The organism is Ureibacillus manganicus DSM 26584 (genome assembly GCF_000772945.1).
GTDB lineage: Bacteria > Bacillota > Bacilli > Bacillales_A > Planococcaceae > Ureibacillus > Ureibacillus manganicus.
The window spans coordinates 70,925-87,963 of record NZ_JPVN01000011.1 but is presented as its reverse complement, the minus strand read 5'-3'; the positions used below and the strand labels follow the sequence as shown (position 1 = coordinate 87,963).

The 17,039-nt window shown below is 34.5% G+C and carries 16 protein-coding genes and 1 pseudogene; 13 read left to right on the top strand and 4 right to left on the bottom strand.

Annotated elements, in window-relative coordinates:
- Window positions 1–22: 22 nt before the first annotated feature.
- The 4 genes from CD29_RS10435 (at window position 23) to recO (ending at window position 3,614) form a co-directional block, all read left to right on the top strand.
- Window positions 23–448, top strand: a complete 426-nt coding sequence (locus CD29_RS10435) for a cytidine deaminase (RefSeq protein ID WP_036186269.1) — start codon at window positions 23–25, stop codon at window positions 446–448.
- On the top strand, window positions 423–1,340 hold the full coding sequence (gene era, locus CD29_RS10430) for a GTPase Era (protein WP_036186267.1): 918 nt from the start codon (window positions 423–425) through the stop codon (window positions 1,338–1,340). The genes CD29_RS10435 and era overlap by 26 nt, the downstream gene beginning before the upstream one ends.
- Before the next feature lie 309 nt (window positions 1,341–1,649).
- Window positions 1,650–2,561: an NAD(P)H-dependent flavin oxidoreductase gene (locus CD29_RS10425; protein WP_036186265.1), complete on the top strand. Its 912-nt coding sequence runs from the start codon at window positions 1,650–1,652 to the stop codon at window positions 2,559–2,561.
- 258 nt (window positions 2,562–2,819) lie between these two features.
- Complete coding sequence (gene recO / locus CD29_RS10420) at window positions 2,820–3,614, top strand: DNA repair protein RecO (protein WP_036186263.1); 795 nt, start codon at window positions 2,820–2,822, stop codon at window positions 3,612–3,614.
- Between the two features lie 8 nt (window positions 3,615–3,622).
- Here recO and CD29_RS10415 read toward each other — a convergent pair whose 3' ends face one another.
- Together CD29_RS10415 and CD29_RS10410 are read right to left on the bottom strand one after the other, a co-directional pair.
- Window positions 3,623–4,102 carry a hypothetical protein gene (locus CD29_RS10415; RefSeq protein WP_036186261.1) on the bottom strand — a complete coding sequence of 160 codons (480 nt, stop codon included), beginning with the start codon at window positions 4,100–4,102 and terminating at the stop codon, window positions 3,623–3,625.
- A 169-nt stretch (window positions 4,103–4,271) separates the two neighbouring features.
- Window positions 4,272–5,660, bottom strand: a complete 1,389-nt coding sequence (locus CD29_RS10410) for a glycine--tRNA ligase (RefSeq protein ID WP_036186259.1) — start codon at window positions 5,658–5,660, stop codon at window positions 4,272–4,274.
- A gap of 594 nt (window positions 5,661–6,254) precedes the next feature.
- Here CD29_RS10410 and CD29_RS10405 point away from each other — a divergent pair.
- From CD29_RS10405 to CD29_RS10370, 9 genes and pseudogenes are all read left to right on the top strand, one after another.
- Window positions 6,255–6,893, top strand: a complete 639-nt coding sequence (locus CD29_RS10405; protein ID WP_036186257.1) for a helix-turn-helix transcriptional regulator — start codon at window positions 6,255–6,257, stop codon at window positions 6,891–6,893.
- A gap of 11 nt (window positions 6,894–6,904) precedes the next feature.
- Complete coding sequence (locus CD29_RS10400; protein ID WP_036186255.1) at window positions 6,905–7,717, top strand: pyruvate, water dikinase regulatory protein; 813 nt, start codon at window positions 6,905–6,907, stop codon at window positions 7,715–7,717.
- Between the two features lie 218 nt (window positions 7,718–7,935).
- Entirely contained in the window at window positions 7,936–9,756 is a 1,821-nt protein-coding gene (dnaG, locus tag CD29_RS10395) for a DNA primase (protein ID WP_036186253.1), read from the top strand.
- A gap of 32 nt (window positions 9,757–9,788) precedes the next feature.
- Window positions 9,789–10,913 (top strand): RNA polymerase sigma factor RpoD, encoded by a 1,125-nt coding sequence (gene rpoD, locus CD29_RS10390; RefSeq protein ID WP_036186252.1) that lies wholly within the window; start codon window positions 9,789–9,791, stop codon window positions 10,911–10,913.
- Window positions 10,914–11,076: 163 nt separating this feature from the next.
- Window positions 11,077–11,631 carry a hypothetical protein gene (locus CD29_RS10385; protein WP_036186251.1) on the top strand — a complete coding sequence of 185 codons (555 nt, stop codon included), beginning with the start codon at window positions 11,077–11,079 and terminating at the stop codon, window positions 11,629–11,631.
- Between the two features lie 36 nt (window positions 11,632–11,667).
- Window positions 11,668–11,823 (top strand): annotated as a pseudogene (locus CD29_RS20000) (acyl-CoA dehydrogenase family protein); the annotation flags it as partial.
- Window positions 11,824–11,970: 147 nt separating this feature from the next.
- A complete protein-coding gene (locus tag CD29_RS10380; RefSeq protein ID WP_036186250.1) occupies window positions 11,971–12,327 on the top strand; it encodes a c-type cytochrome in 357 nt (118 codons plus the stop codon).
- Between the two features lie 158 nt (window positions 12,328–12,485).
- Window positions 12,486–13,193 (top strand): tRNA (adenine(22)-N(1))-methyltransferase, encoded by a 708-nt coding sequence (locus tag CD29_RS10375; RefSeq protein WP_036186249.1) that lies wholly within the window; start codon window positions 12,486–12,488, stop codon window positions 13,191–13,193.
- On the top strand, window positions 13,180–14,301 hold the full coding sequence (locus tag CD29_RS10370) for a Nif3-like dinuclear metal center hexameric protein (RefSeq protein WP_036186248.1): 1,122 nt from the start codon (window positions 13,180–13,182) through the stop codon (window positions 14,299–14,301). Before CD29_RS10375 ends, CD29_RS10370 begins: the two co-directional genes overlap by 14 nt.
- Before the next feature lie 79 nt (window positions 14,302–14,380).
- Here the strand turns inward: CD29_RS10370 and dctA are convergent, their stop codons facing one another.
- On the bottom strand, window positions 14,381–15,643 hold the full coding sequence (gene dctA, locus CD29_RS10365; protein WP_036186247.1) for a C4-dicarboxylate transporter DctA: 1,263 nt from the start codon (window positions 15,641–15,643) through the stop codon (window positions 14,381–14,383).
- A gap of 278 nt (window positions 15,644–15,921) precedes the next feature.
- A complete protein-coding gene (locus CD29_RS10360) occupies window positions 15,922–16,944 on the bottom strand; it encodes a DctP family TRAP transporter solute-binding subunit (protein WP_169716176.1) in 1,023 nt (340 codons plus the stop codon).
- Window positions 16,945–17,039 lie beyond the last annotated feature (95 nt).

Genomic DNA, 17,039 nt, shown 5'->3' with positions numbered 1-17,039 from the left:
AAATTGTGAGGTGTTATATAAGATGACTGTAGATAAAAATACATTATTAGAACAATCAAAAGTTGCGCGTGAAAAGGCCTATGTACCTTATTCAAAATTCCAAGTAGGTGCTGCGCTTTTAGGTGAAGATGGAAAAATCTATCACGGATGTAATATCGAAAATTCGGGTTATAGTATGACAAATTGCGCGGAGAGAACGGCATTCTTTAAAGCAATTTCAGAAGGTGTAACAAAGTTTAAAGCTATTGCAGTTGTTGCGGATACTGAAGGCCCATGTTCACCATGTGGTGCATGTCGTCAAGTAATGAGTGAATTTTGTGCTCCAGATATGCCAGTATACTTAACAAATCTTAAAGGTGACGTACTAGAAACTACAGTAGGCGAATTAATACCATTTGCCTTTTCAGCGGGGGATATAGATTATGCAGCAGGAAAATCAGAATTATAAATCAGGGTTTATTTCAATAATTGGAAGACCGAATGTAGGAAAGTCTACATTTTTAAATAGAGTAATTGGTCAAAAAATTGCAATTATGTCCGATAAACCACAAACTACACGCAATAAAATTCAAGGTGTTCTAACTCGAACGAATAGCCAAATGGTTTTTATCGATACACCTGGAATTCATAAACCAAAACATAAACTAGGTGAGTTTATGTTTAAAGTAACAAAGAATACTTTACGTGAAGTCGATATTGTCATGTTAATGGTTAATGCAGAGCAAGAGTTGGGCAAGGGTGATGAATTTATCCTTGAAATGCTTGAAGGAAATTCAACACCAGTTTTTTTAGTAGTGAATAAAATCGATAAAGTACACCCAGATGAATTAGCTAAATTCATCAATAGTTTTAAAGATAAGTATCCATTTAAAGAAATTATTCCGATATCAGCGTTAGAGGGTAATAATGTTGAAAATCTACTAGCGACAATTGAGAGCTATTTGCCTGAAGGCCCACAATATTATCCAGCAGATCAGGTTACCGATCATCCTGAACGTTTTATCATTTCAGAGTTAATTCGTGAGAAAATACTACACTTAACACGTGAAGAAATCCCACATTCCATAGCTGTTGTGATTGACAAAATTAAACGTGACGAAGAAAATGAAGATAAAATTCGTGTACAAGCAACGATTATGGTTGAGCGCGATTCACAAAAAGGAATCGTCATTGGAAAACAAGGATCCCTGTTAAAACAAGTTGGTACACAGGCACGAAAAGATATTGAAATGCTACTAGGGTCAAAAGTATATTTAGAACTTTGGGTAAAAGTTCAAAAAGATTGGCGCAATAAACAAACTCAATTAAGAGACTTTGGCTATCGTGAAGACGAATATTAACATTAAGGGACACTTACAGTGAATGCTGTAGGTGTTTTTTATATTAGGGAATGCTTATCGAAGGAAAAATAGCATTATCTCTAGTATGAAATGGCACTTCAAGTTGAATTTTGCTTTCATAAGTCGTTGGTCGCCTTAATGAACGACATTTCGAACAGGAATTTGCCCCCAAATGTCCTTCATCACCCATATGAAATTTTTGAAGATATAAGATAAATTGCTGTTTTATAGAAATCTTAGTCTCAAAAGGGATATTTGTAGCCTTTGTTGAATATATGACAATGAAGAAGGGGAAAAGGGGGAATAGTTATGTTTGATAAATTATCATTACCTGTAATTGTTGCACCAATGTTTTTAGTCTCCAGTGTTGAAATGGTTATTGCTTCATGCAAGCATGGGCTCGTTGGTTCCATTCCTATGTTAAATGCAAGGACTGCTGAAGATGCTGAAAATATGTTAAAGGAACTAAAAAAAGCGTTACCAACAGAACCTTGGGCTGTGAATTTTATAGCTCATAAATCGAACAAGCGTCATGATGTAGATTTAGAATTGATTAAAACTTATCAACCACCTATTGTGATTGCATCACTTGGCCATCCTGGTAAGGTAACTGAAGTGGTGCATAGTTATGGAGGACTAGTATTTTCAGACGTAGCTAGTGTGAAACATGCAAAGAAAGCAGCGGAAGCAAATGTAGATGGATTAATATTAGTTGCTGCTGGAGCAGGGGGACATGCAGGGACTCTAAATCCGTTTGGATTTTTAGACTCGGTTCGTGAATTTTGGACTGGTTATACAATTTTAGCAGGGGGAATTTCCCACGGAAAAGATGTATTAGCGGCACAAATAATGGGCGCAGACTTTGCTTATATGGGGACAAAATTTATCGCAACAGAAGAAAGTGCTGCGTTTGAAGACTATAAACAAATGTTAGTGGATACAACAATTGAAGATGTACTTTATACTGATGCTATTAGTGGAGTTCATGCGAATTTCCTAATCCCAAGTTTACTTAAAAACAATTTGGATCCAACGAACTTAAAACGAAAAGAAGAATCAATTGATTTCTCAAGCATGAGTGAAGTGAAAATGTGGCGCGACGTTTGGTCTGCAGGTCATGGCGTGACGACAATCAAGTCAATCAATAAAGTATCGGACGTAGCGAGTCAATTGAAGAAAGAATATGAAGAAGCTAAGTCAAAATTGATTCCGGTTGTTTAATGGGGGATGCCTACGTTTCGTAGGTGTTCTTTTTTATAGAAAAATTTCTCAAGTCACTGTAAACGACATACGACATATTAAAAGTTATGTGAAATTTGCACTTAATAATAAATATATCGTATGAAAAATTCGGTAGTTGAAAGAAATGTTGTTTATATATGAACAGAGTAAAATTTGTATCGGCATTTTTGAAGTTACTCCAGTTCTTTAGAATCTCATGTATAATAAAGTTAATGAATTATTGAAGGAAGTGCCAATGTGTTACATAAATGGGAAGGCATCGTATTAAAATCTAGAGCTTATGGAGAATCAAATAAAATTGTTACGCTTTTTACAAGAGAAGCAGGTAAAGTAACCGTAATGGCAAGAGGTGCAAAAAAACCAACAAGCAGACTGGCGGGTATTACTCAAACGTTTATGCATGGAATGTTTGTCTGTCAGAGAACGAGCGGAATGGGGACACTTCAACAGGGGGAACATTTGAATTCAATGCGACATATTTTAACGGACATTACATTAACTGCGTATGCAAGTTATATCGTTGAAATTGTCGACCGACTAGTAGAAGAAGGTAAATCGGAACCGTATGCTTTTGACGTGTTACAACAAGCTTTAAATGCAATAGAAGAAGGGTATGATCCTGAGGCTATTACATTATTTGTGGATTGGAAAATGCTACCCTATACCGGGGTTCAACCCATTTTACATGCATGCGCTTCTTGCGGCGCAATAGATGGAGAGTTTGCTTTTTCATTTACGCAAGGTGGCTTTTTATGCCATCGTTGTTTCCATCTTGATCCATATATTATTCGCTTAACACCAACACAATTGAAATTAATTCGTATGTTTTATATGGTACCTATTGAACAATTGGGGAAAATTGAATTAAAACGTGAAACAAAAAGGTTTATTAAAAAAATAGTAACAACTATCTATGAAGAACAAACAGGCATTCGATTGAAATCTAGAACATTTATCGAACAGTTAGAACGAACGCCAGAGCTTTTACCGAGGAGTTCTGATGCGAACGAAAAAGAGGAGGACAGCAAATAGCTATCCTCCTATCTTAATTCTGCTAATATTGGCATTAAATCTTTTTTTAAAGCACTCCAATATGATTCTTGTAACTTAGGAAGTACTTTTTGTTTATTAAACTCTATAAATTCTTCGTAAACCGTTTCTATTTTATCTTTCATAAAGCCTAAGCGACGATTGATACGATCTCGGTCGGAATCAATGTGTAAAGCAATATAAGAATCAATTGTTAACTCAAGTTGGTTTGCTAGTTTAATGGTCATTTCATATGCTTCGTTATGAAATTGACCCACCTCCGTGTACATATCAATTTTTTTTCGATGGTATAGGGCTAATTCTTTTAGTTCGGCTAATCTTAAATTAGCTGTGTAGAGTATATGATTCCCTTGATAATGTGTTGGTAATTCACGATTTAATAGTGTTACTACAGTAAATTGTAACTGTTCATATAAATCTTTTTTCGTATCATTTTCTATTTGCTTTTTTAATATTGCTTGAAAGAACATCCTACTTCCCCCTAGTATGAAAAATCCCCTTTCCACTAATATACCTAATTGGAAAAAACTATTCATTAAAAAATTGAAATTTCTGAAAATGCGATTTTATTGTTAGGAATGTAGTAGGTAATTTAAAAAGGAGCATTTCTCGCTTTAGCGAAAAATGCTCCTAAATGTATTAGAATTGTAAATGCTTTTCAATATACGCTTTCACGTCTGCGATTGGCATACGAACTTGGTCCATAGAATCGCGGTGACGTACAGTAACTTGACCGTCTTCTTTTGAATCGAAATCGTACGTGATACAGAAAGGAGTACCAATTTCGTCTTGACGACGGTAACGTTTACCGATAGATTGTGATTCATCATAATCAACTGGGAATGCTTTACGAAGTTCAGCCCAAACGTCAGATGCTTCATCAGCAAGTTTTTTTGATAAAGGTAAAACGGCTGCTTTAAATGGCGCTAAAGCTGGGTGGAAGCGTAGAACTGTACGTACATCGCCACCTTCAAGTTCTTCCTCATCATATGCGTCTACTAAAAATGCTAATGTAACACGATCTGCACCAACTGAAGGTTCGATACAGTATGGCACATAACGTTCATTCGTTACAGTATCGATATATGTGAAATCTTCCCCGGAATGTTCCATATGTTGTTTTAGATCGTAGTCTGTACGGTCTGCAATACCCCATAATTCACCCCAACCGAATGGGAAGCGGTATTCGATATCAGTTGTTGCATTTGAATAGTGTGATAATTCATCTTCACCGTGATCGCGAAGGCGAATGCTATCTTCTTTTATACCTAAGTTTAGTAACCAGTTTTTACAGAATTCTTTCCAATATTGTTGCCACTCTAAATCTTCACCAGGTTTACAGAAGAATTCAAGCTCCATTTGTTCGAATTCACGTGTACGGAACGTAAAGTTACCTGGTGTAATTTCGTTACGGAATGATTTACCGATTTGAGCAATACCAAATGGAATTCTTTTACGCATAGAACGTTGAACGTTTTTGAAGTTTACAAAGATACCTTGAGCCGTCTCAGGACGTAAATAAATTTCGTTCGTTGAAGATTCTGTAACACCTTGGAACGTTTTAAACATTAAGTTAAATTGGCGAATATCTGTAAAGTCATTCTTACCACAGTCTGGACAAACAACCTCTAATTCTTCCATTTTCGCTTTCATTTGGTCAAAGCTCATACCGTCTACAACGATTTCATTGCCTGTTTTTGCAATTGATGCTTCTTCGATTAATTTGTCAGCGCGGTGTCTTGCTTTACATGATTTACAGTCAATCATAGGGTCATTGAAGTTGCCTACGTGACCAGATGCCACCCAAGCGCGTGGGTTCATAAGGATTGCCGCATCTAAACCTACGTTGTGCTGTGATTCTTGAACGAATTTTTGCCACCAAGCGCGTTTAACGTTGTTTTTAAGTTCTACTCCAAGTGGACCGTAATCCCAAGTATTTGCTAAGCCTCCGTAAATTTCAGAGCCAGGAAATACAAAACCGCGATGTTTTGCCAAAGCTACGATTGTTTCCATTGATTTGTTTGTCATGATTATTCCTCCTATAAAATGAAATAAAAGCACCCGTCTCCGGGCACAATAGATTTATGCCCAGGGACGAGTGCTTTACCCGCGGTTCCACCCTGATTGATTGTTCGGCTGAAGTCAAGCGTTCGCATTCGTTGTCACTCGTCACAAATCAATCCTCATGAGGCAAACAGGATGTTTGTCACACGGACGTTGCCACAGGACGTGGCGCTCTTAGTCCGTGAACATCTATAATGTTCACTGCGGTTGATTTGTTCCTCGTTCCTAGAATGACAAACGCTTATCTTTAGGCCTCACCGGTCTGAAATCAAGCGTTCGCATTCGAAATTGCAAACGTCGTCTTATTGAACAATCCTCTTTTAGAATAGTTGGCTCAAGGGGGCCGTTTCTCTTTTCGTGTAGGCTTTCACCAAACCCTACTCGCTAATGTGGAAAAGATACTTATTGTCCTATCATTGCCTCAATATTAAGTTTACCCTTAGTTTATGCTAAGATTCGTAACTGTGTCAATATTGTATCATGTACTACTTTTCTTAGCAATTCAATAGAATATAGTATATAATATTCAGGTAATAAGTATAACACTATTTGAGGCGGGTGAGTCCAATAGAACTCAATAAACGTCAGGACACGATTCTGCAGATTGTAAAAGAAAATGGTCCTATTACCGGTGAGCAAATTGCAGAACGTCTCAATTTGACACGAGCAACATTAAGACCGGATTTAGCAATTTTAACTATGGCTGGTTTTTTAGATGCAAGACCACGTGTAGGGTATTTTTATTCGGGTAAAAAAACAATGGCAAGCGTTACAGAATCTATGATGAATTTAAAAGTTAAGGATTTTCAATCAGTTCCTGTTGTAGTTTCTGAAAACATGATGGTATACGATGCAATAGTTCACATGTTTTTAGAAGATGTAGGAACTTTATTTGTTGTAGATCATAGATCATTTTTACAAGGTGTTTTGTCTAGAAAAGACCTATTAAGAACTAGTATTGGTACTCAAAATTTAAATCAGATCCCTGTGCATATTATCATGACTCGAATGCCGAATATTGTTTTTTGTAAAAAAACAGATTCTCTTATCGTAGCAGCCAAGAAACTTATTGAAAGACAAGTAGATTCTCTTCCAGTAGTTAACGAGAAAGAAGATGGATTTGAAATTGTCGGGCGCATAACAAAAACGAATATTACAAAAGCATTTATATCATTAGCTGAAACGCATGATTTATAAGGAGTGCTATTTTGAAAAAATTACAAGTGTACGTTGTATCAGATTCCGTTGGTGAGACTGGTGAACAGGTAGTAAAAGCTGTTGCTACTCAATTTCGTCCAAATTTCGATCATACAATCATTCGGAAATTTCCTCATATTACGAACAAAGATCATATTCAAAATATCGTTGAAATTGCAAAAGCTCAAGATGCAATCATTGTATTTACATTAGTAGAAGAATCTATGCGCAAGAATATGATTGAAGTTTGCAACCAAAAAGGTGTAAAATCGTTTGATTTATTAGGTCCAATGATTGCGATGTTCGAATCAGAAACGAATCAGAAACCATTAGAGGAACCTGGTCTTGTTCATAAACTAGATGAAGATTATTTTAGGAAAATAGAAGCAGTAGAATTTGCGGTAAAATATGATGATGGACGTGATCCTAGAGGTTTACTACTAGCTGACGTTGTATTAATTGGAGTCTCTAGAACTTCGAAAACACCATTATCACAATATTTGGCACATAAACGTTTAAAAGTTGCGAATGTACCTTTAGTTCCAGAAATCGATCCTCCAGAAGAATTATATCTCGTAGATCCAAAAAAATGTTTTGGCTTAGTGATCTCACCGGAAAAGTTAAATATTATTCGTAGAGAAAGACTAAAGGCATTAGGCTTAAGTGATGATGCTAACTATGCAAGACATGCAAGGATAGAAGATGAGCTAAAGCATTTTTATAAAGTCGTTGAAAAAATTGGTTGTGAAATTGTCGATGTCACAAATAAAGCTGTCGAAGAAACGGCAAATGTAATTATTCATAAAATAGAACAAGGTAGATAGTCACTAAACCACCTCTAAGACCCATTAGAGGAGGTTTTTATTAGTTTTTTTAAAAAAACAGTGGATTTTTAAAAGAATTTGTTTTATAATAATAAAATTGTGGTAAAAATATAATTGAGTATATTTTTTATTTGAATTTTAAATTTTTTGTCGTATAATAAAGGATTTTTAAAATTTATCCCGAATTGTGTAATAAGTTAACTTAAGATGGTGATGCAATGACTGGTAAGATTCCTGAAGAACTGATTGAACAGATTAGATCTCAATCAGATATAGTCGATGTTATCAGTGAATATGTTCAGTTAACAAAAAGAGGACGTAACTGGTTTGGATTATGTCCATTTCATGGTGAAAATACACCCTCATTTTCAGTATCTCAAGAAAAGCAGATTTTCCATTGCTTTGGATGTGGTGCAGGTGGGAATGCTTTTACTTTTATCATGGATATAGAAAATATTCCTTTTGTTAATGCTGTTGCTAAACTAGGTACTTCTTTGGGAATCCATATTGATATACAAAAAGACAGTATGCAAAAAAGTGCAGGAAATTATTCAAAGTCAGATGAAAATATGTTGAATGCCCATGAATTTGCTGCTGAATTTTATCATCATTTATTGATGAATACCGAAGAAGGCGAAGAAGCATTAAATTATCTTCTAAAAAGAGGATTTACGAAGGAAGATATCGAAACGAATGGTATAGGTTGGTCTTTATCCTCATGGGATACACTTTCGATTTTGTTACAAAGAGAAGGTTACGATTTGGATGAAATGACTGAAAGTGGATTAATCATCAAAAGAGAGAACGAACAATCTTATTTTGACCGTTTCCGTTCAAGAGTTATGTTTCCTATTAGGGACGAATTTGGAAAGATAATTGCGTTTTCAGGACGAATACTTCATCAAACAGGAAATGATGCAAAATATTTAAATAGTCCTGAATCACCAATTTTTCATAAAAGCCAAGTCTTATTCAATTTAGATAAGGCGAGGGGAACTATTCGAAAAACAGGTCAAGTTATTCTTATGGAAGGCTTTATGGATGTATTAGCTACAAATCAAGCAGGCATATTCAATGCTGTCGCCACCATGGGGACATCCTTAACACCACAGCATATCACAAAGCTCAAGCGCTTAGTTGAAAAAGTGATTATCTGTTATGACGGTGATAATGCTGGTCAAGAAGGAGCAAAACGTGCCGCGGAGTTGTTACAAGCTGAAAAACTAAAAGTAGAAGTTGCTGTACTGCCTGATCGACTTGATCCAGATGAGTATATTCGAAAATATGGTCCTGATTCTTATAAAAAGATTTTGGACAAGCCCCAAAGTTATATCGCATTTAGTATGATGCATGCTAGACGCAATAAAAATTTTCAATTCGAGAATGACATTTTACAGTATATTCAAGAAGTTCTCGAAGAACTTGTTGGAAAATCACCGGTTGAAAGAGACTTATATATAAAACAGCTAGCAAGTGAAACAAATATTTCTGAAGATGCAATTTATACGCAATATCGTAAATTAGATGCAGAACAAGCAAAAATAATAAAACGTAATTATCAAAAAGATGGACAAACTGTTGATACTGTTATTAAACAAAAAAAGAAGTTGACAGCAACAGATAGGGCAGAAAGACTACTTCTTTCGCATATGTTATATAACGCTGATGTTGTTGATCGAATTTTGAATAGTACAAATCCACAGCCCTTTGTTCATGATGAATATGCAGCCGTTTTTGTTCGATTAATTGGATTTTATGAAGAACATGAAACAGCAGATTATCAAAGATTTTTAGAAATTCTAGATGATAGTGTATTAAGAAAAATTGTAATGGAAGCTGCCCTTTCAGAAAGAGATCCTGAACATATGGAAGCAGAAATTGCAGATTGCATTAAACATTTAGAAAAATATGGCATAGAAACTGAAATAAATAAGTTAACTCATGATTTTAAAGAAGCAGAGAAAATGCATGAGCATAAACGAGCGCTTGAAATTGCGCAACAAATTATAAATTTGCGAAAATCATTATCGGCTATTTAACTTGATACGGTTGGTTAGAAGGAGGAAGGTTTATGGCTGACAAGTCAGAACGTTCAAAAGAAGTAGTTAGTGATCAAAAATTGGAAGAAGTAAAAAAACTTCTACAAGAACAGGCAAAAGATAAAGAGATTGCAATGGGTGAAATTGCAAATAAGCTTGCTCCATTTGAATTAGAAAGTGAAGAAATTTTCCATTTTGCTGAAGAACTTGAAAACAATTTCAATGTAACTGTTAATGGAAAAGAAGAATTTGAAGAAGAAGCCTTATCGAAACAAGAAGCAAGTGAAGAAGAATTTGATTTAAATGACTTAAGCGTTCCTCCTGGTGTTAAAATTAACGACCCTGTAAGAATGTACTTAAAAGAAATTGGTAGAGTGGATCTGTTAACTGCTGAAGAAGAAATCCGACTGGCAGAACGAATTGAAAATGGTGATGAAGAAGCACGTAAACGTCTTGCTGAGGCAAACTTACGTTTAGTAGTATCCATTGCAAAACGTTATGTTGGACGCGGTATGCTTTTCTTAGATCTAATTCAAGAAGGTAACATGGGACTTATTAAAGCTGTTGAAAAGTTCGATTATCGAAAAGGGTTTAAATTTTCAACTTATGCTACTTGGTGGATTCGTCAGGCAATTACTCGTGCTATTGCTGACCAAGCAAGAACAATTCGTATCCCGGTTCATATGGTTGAAACGATTAATAAATTAATACGTGTTCAACGTCAATTGTTGCAAGATTTAGGTCGCGAACCTTCTCCAGAAGAAATTGGAGAAGAAATGGATTTAACTCCTGAAAAAGTCCGAGAAATATTAAAAATTGCTCAAGAACCAGTTTCATTAGAAACTCCAATTGGTGAAGAAGATGATTCGCATTTAGGGGATTTTATCGAAGATCATGAAGCTCAATCTCCTTCAGATCACGCAGCATATGAACTTTTAAAAGAACAACTAGAAGATGTACTAGATACATTAACTGACCGTGAAGAAAATGTTTTACGTTTACGATTTGGTTTAGATGATGGCCGCACACGTACACTCGAGGAAGTTGGGAAAGTCTTTGGTGTAACTCGTGAACGTATTCGTCAAATCGAAGCGAAAGCTCTTCGTAAACTTCGCCATCCTTCTAGAAGTAAACGTTTAAAAGATTTCTTAGAATAAAATATATATTAATAAAAAGGCATCCTTTGGATGTCTTTTTCTCATCTTATTTAGAATTTTTTATATAAAACATTGATACTTTCTAAGTATAGGAAAATTCAAAATTGTAATATACAATATAATTATAATATACATAATTCATCAAATTTGGAGAAAAATATCGATGCCAAATCCACGAAAACAAATTATTTTAAACGAAATTCTTTTTTGGAAACAAAATAAGTTACTGCCAGAGCATTATTGCGATTTTTTAATGACTTTATATTCAGAGGGAACAGAGATTGGGAACGAAGAAAACAACGCAAAAAAAGCTGTAAAGGCTAAAGAAAAAAATCGAAACTATTTTCTAAATAGTTTACTATTTTTAATAGCAATGGTTCTTATCACACTACTCTTTACCTTTGATCAAATTACATTATATTTATTGATTGTAGTAGGAATTGTAGCTGTTTTAAGTTTAGTCGGAGCTATCTATTTTTCAAAAAAACAAGGCCTTCTAGCACCAATTCTGCAAATTGTAGCTGCATTACTAATATTTAGTCTTTCCGTAAAAATTAGTATTTCTTATTTTCCTGATAATTTAAATGTTTTGTACTCATTACTAATTGCTAACTGTCTATTGTGGTTAGGAACAGGAATACTTAGTAAGTTAATTTATTTCATTATTGCAGGTTCCCTTGGGTTAATCGTATTAATAGGCTATCAATTCTTTTTTTAAAATTTAAGCAGATAAAGAAATATGGATAAAGTGTAAGTTACTGATGAAGCAATACAAATTCATGGCGGTTATGGGTATATGAAAGAGTCTGAAGTGGAAAGATATTTACGAGATGAGAAACTTATAGTGATAGGGGAAGGTACATCTAAAATACAGAAAATAGTATTACCTTGGAAAATATTGGGCAACTAACACACATTTGTCAAAATTGTTACAGTCTAGAGAAAAAGTTCTCGTTTAGGTCTTTTCGTTTTAGACAGATTGAAGTACAATTATAGATGTTGACTAGATTCTATAATAAATAGAAGCATATATGAAGTAAAAGGGAGGGTAACTTATATGAAAAACAATCCAATCATTCCTTATATCCTTATTATGGCATTTGGTATCGGTCTTATCTTCTTCATGTCTATGGAAGGCGTTGGAAACAAAGAAGAAATCGCTCACGGTGGTGAAACTACTGAAGAAGGCGGTGCAACTGCTGAAGAAGGTGCAGGTGGAGCTGAATTAGTTGCATCTTGTATCGGTTGTCACGGTGGTGACTTAACTGGTGGTTTCGGTCCATCATTAGTAGGTTTAACTGATGTTGAACATATTAAAGATGCAATTATTAATGGTTTCGGTACAATGCCAGCTCAAGGTAAAAGTGATGCTGAAGCACAAGCAATTGCTGATTACATTACTAGTTTAAAATAACATTTAACAATAAATCCTTAGTTGTTTAGACAACTAAGGATTTATTTTTTCGTAATGAAATATAATTTGTTTATGTTTGATTACTATCAAAGCATTGGTGATATGTTCTAGTTTCTACTATAATAATGACATCGAAGTAGTAAAGGCGGTAATTTGTTGTGAATGCAAAAAAACTTTCAAAAAGATTAGAAACAGTAGCATCTTTTGTTCCTACAGGAGCAGTTATAGCTGATATCGGTAGTGATCATGCTTATTTGCCATGCTATTTAATCAATAATAAAATTGCAAAAAAGGCCATCGCAGGAGAGGTCGTAAAAGGTCCGTTTGAATCAGCTGTTAGGCAGGTTCGAGAAGAAGGATTAATCCATAAAATTTCTGTAAGACTAGCAGATGGATTAGAGGCTATTGAAGATGGTGACAAAGTAGATACGATTACGATTGCCGGTATGGGTGGTCCTTTAATCGTCTCAATCTTAGAAAAACAACCGGAAGCATTAAAAAATGTAACTCGATTAATTTTACAGCCAAATATTCATGCAAAAGTGATTCGTGAGTGGGCAATGAAAAATAATTGGGCTCTTTTAGATGAGGTTATTTTAGAAGAAGATGCTAAAATATACGAAATTCTCGTATTACAACGTGGTGAAATGAACCTAACAGAGCAAGAATTATTGCTAGGAAAACATCTAATGAATGAAAAATCTGATGTTTTCATAAAAAAATGGCAAAGGGAAATCGATAACTTGAAACGTGTATTGTCTTCTTTAGAAGGTGCAGAATCGACACCAGATGTTGTTGCAAAAAGAGAGGAAATTTTACACTTAATTTCATTGGTAGAGGGGGTATTGCACAATGAAAATTCCTAATGGAAATGAAGTTATACAATTATTTGAAAGCTGGTCTCCAAAAAAACTAGCTTGTATGGAAAATGACCCTATTGGACTTGCTATTGGTACATTAAATAAATCTGTATCAAAAGTTTTAGTTACACTTGATGTAAACCATGAAGTAGCAGAGGAAGCAATTAGAAAAGGTTGTCAAATAATTATTGCCCATCACCCTCCAATTTTTCGAAAGTTATCAAATTTAAGGACTGATACACCTGAAGGGAAACTATTCGAAAAACTTATTAAAAATGATATTACAGTTTATGCAGCTCATACGAACCTAGATGTAGCGGATGGTGGCGTAAATGATTTACTATTTGATGCATTAGATCTTGAAAATCGACAAGTTTTAGAGGAAACATATAGTGAAAATCTAATGAAACTTGCCGTATTTGTACCAGATGGGCATGCCGAGTCAGTTCGTGTTGCACTTGCTAAGGCTGGTGCTGGACATATTGGAGATTATGATTCTTGTAGCTTTTCAAGTAGCGGAGAAGGACGTTTTCGTGCGCTTGATGGAGCAAACCCTTATATAGGGGAAATTGGTGAAATGGAAGTAACCGAGGAAGTGAAGATTGAAGTTGTTTTTCCAACTTCAATGAAAAATAAAATACTTAAAGCAATGTTAAATGTGCACCCCTACGAAGAACCCGCGTATGATTTTTATACAATGGCAGTAGAAACAAACGTAATGGGTTTAGGCCGCATTGGAACTTTAAAACAACCGATGTCATTGGAGCAATTTGCCCATCACATAAAAGCGAAATTAGATGTTCCTGCGGTCCGAGTTGTAGGAAATCTACAAACAAAGATTTTTAAAGTTGCGGTGATTGGTGGGGACGGCAATTCATATGTACACTCAGCAAAGCGAGCAGGTGCTGATGTATTTGTAACGGGTGATATAAAGTTTCACGTAGCACAAGATGCAGAAAACTTAGGCTTGACGATTGTTGACCCTGGCCATCATGTTGAAAAAGTAATGATTAAAGGTGTTGCAGAAAAAATGTCTTTGTTATGTAAAGAAAAAAAGCTTGATGTTGAATTTATTCAATCAGAAATCAACACCGAACCATTTCAATTTATTTAATAAAAACAAAACAACTTGCCAAATTTATGGCAAGTTGTTTTTTATATCTACTTTATAATAAAGGGACAAACAGCTTCTATTATGCGTGTGAGTGTGAACCTTCTTCTTTCAAATGTTCAAATTTCGCTTCGTCAAATTCTTTTTCTGATTTTGAAATAACAACTGCAGCTAATCCGTTACCGATTAAGTTTGTTACAGCACGAGCTTCTGACATGAAGCGGTCAACACCGATTAATAAGAAGATCCCTTCAACTGGAATCATTGGGAATGCTGCTAATGTTGCTGCTAACACGATGAATCCAGAACCTGTAACCCCTGCTGCGCCTTTAGAAGTAATCATTAAGATACCTAGAAGCGTTAAAATTTGTATCCATGAAAGGTCAACACCATATGCTTGAGCTATGAATAGAGCAGCCATTGATAAATAAATCGCTGTACCATCTAAGTTAAATGAATAACCAGTTGGAACTACTAGACCAACAGTAGACTTAGAACAACCCATTCTCTCTAATTTTTTCATTAAAGACGGTAGGGCAGATTCAGATGATGAAGTACCTACTACTAAGAAAATTTCTTGTTTAATATACGCAATAAATTTAAAGATATTAATTCCATAATATTTGGCAATTAATCCTAGAATAAATACAACAAATAAAAACATTGTAATATAAACGGCAGCCATTAGTAACCCTAAGCTCTTTAATGATCCTAAACCGAAGTTACCAATTGTATATGCCATTGCTCCGAATGCTCCTATTGGAGAGAAGCGCATCACCATACCAACAATTTTAAAGAAAATTTCAGATACCGTTTCAAAAAATGATATCACTGGTTTTGCTCGATCACCAATTGCTGCAGCTGCTAATCCGAACAAAACTGCTGCAAATAAAGTTGGTAATAATTCACCGTTTGCTAATGCACCTACAAAGTTAGTAGGAATAATATCTGCGATGAAACCACCAATACTAAAATCTTCTTCTGCAGCAGCAGATGTGTATTTAGAAACATCTGCATTTTCTGCTGCTGATGTATCAAAACCATCACCCGCGTTGATAACTAAAGCTACTGCAATACCAATAGCTAATGCAATCGTGGAAACGATTTCGAAATACAGTAAAGCTTTACCGCCGATTTTACCAACTTTCTTCATATCACCCATTGCACCGATTCCGATTGCAACTGTTAAGAAGATGATTGGTGCAATTAACATTTTAATTAATTTAATAAATAAATCCGCTAATATTTTCATACTTGCGCCAAACTCTGGCCAAATTGCCCCTACAATAATTCCTAGTATGATTGCTGCAACAACTTGAAAAGTTAAGTTTTTTACTAGTTTCATATACCGTCCTCCTATGTGTCTAAAACCATGATATCGTTTTCATAGATAGATATTATCAAAATAATATCTGAATATATCGTTTCGTTTTTAAAGATTTTTTCGTTCATTTTGTTCAAAAATTAGTTGTTTATTTTTGAAAACCCAATAAATAAGAGGGTTCTAGCTGTTATAATACTGTTTAAAATTACCGAAATTTTGTTATAGAACAAATATAAAAAAACTGTCGATTTTTATCGACAGTTTCTCTTTTGGTCTTTTTGTTCAATAAATAGATAAAATTAGTTATTAATCTCATTTAACAATTCATTTAGATAATTGGGATGAATGTTTTTCCTATAGTATTCATAGATTGGATTCAATTTTTCTTGCCACTTCCGCTTATTTTTTTCATCTAGTTCATAAATGAATACATTTTTGTTATGGGCCAATGTTTGAAGATTTATAGCATTTATATTTTCCGCCTGTTCAAATTGCCAATTTTCCATTTCATCTAAAGAATCTGTAATGATTTTTTGATCACTTATACTAAGATCATTCCAAAATTCTTCATTCATCATGACAACATAACTTAGAATTCCATGGTTAGATAAAGTAATATGGTTTTCCATTTCATAAAACTTTTTGGAAAAAATATTTGAAATTGTATTCTCCTGTGCATCCACTAAATTTTTTTCAATTTCTTTGTACACTTCGTCAAAAGTTCTAGTAATCGGTTTAGCCCGCAATAAATAATATTGCTCTTTTAATATATCACTAGGCATCATTCGAATTTTTTTATGCCAAAAGTGATGGGTTTCTAATATAGGTGAATAGCTAGAGGCAATTTGCTTAAAACCATTACTCCAGAAAGTGAGTCCCTTTATATTTAACCCATCTAATTCTGCAATTAGTTTTTCACTAAAAGAACCCGTCAAAACTTTTTTTAGCTGTTTTTCATTTTCAATTATAAAGGGCAAGTCTAGCACTTGCCAGTTTGGTAAATAATCAGTCATTTTTGAAAAGGTTGGGGCTATCATTTGAATATCCCCTTCTTTTAATGCTTGTAATTCATTCACATCGTTATACAGCATTCCGTTTGGATACACTTGTACAACCATTCTTCCGTTACTCTTTTCTTCTACTAAACGAGCGAATTTTTCTGCGGCAATACCTTTTGGAGTGTTTTCCGCAACAACATGGCTAAATTTAATAATTACTTGATCTTCAATTCCAACCTGTTCATCATCATAGGGAAGTGTTCCTTGTGAAAAAATATTTTGACGATATCCAAGAAGAACAATTAGTATTATGATTGTTATCATAGAGCCTATGAAAAAGTTTCTCAATTTACTCACCACAAATATATTATTTTCTTAAATTATAGCGATAATTGTATCGAAGTAACAATTAAAACTTG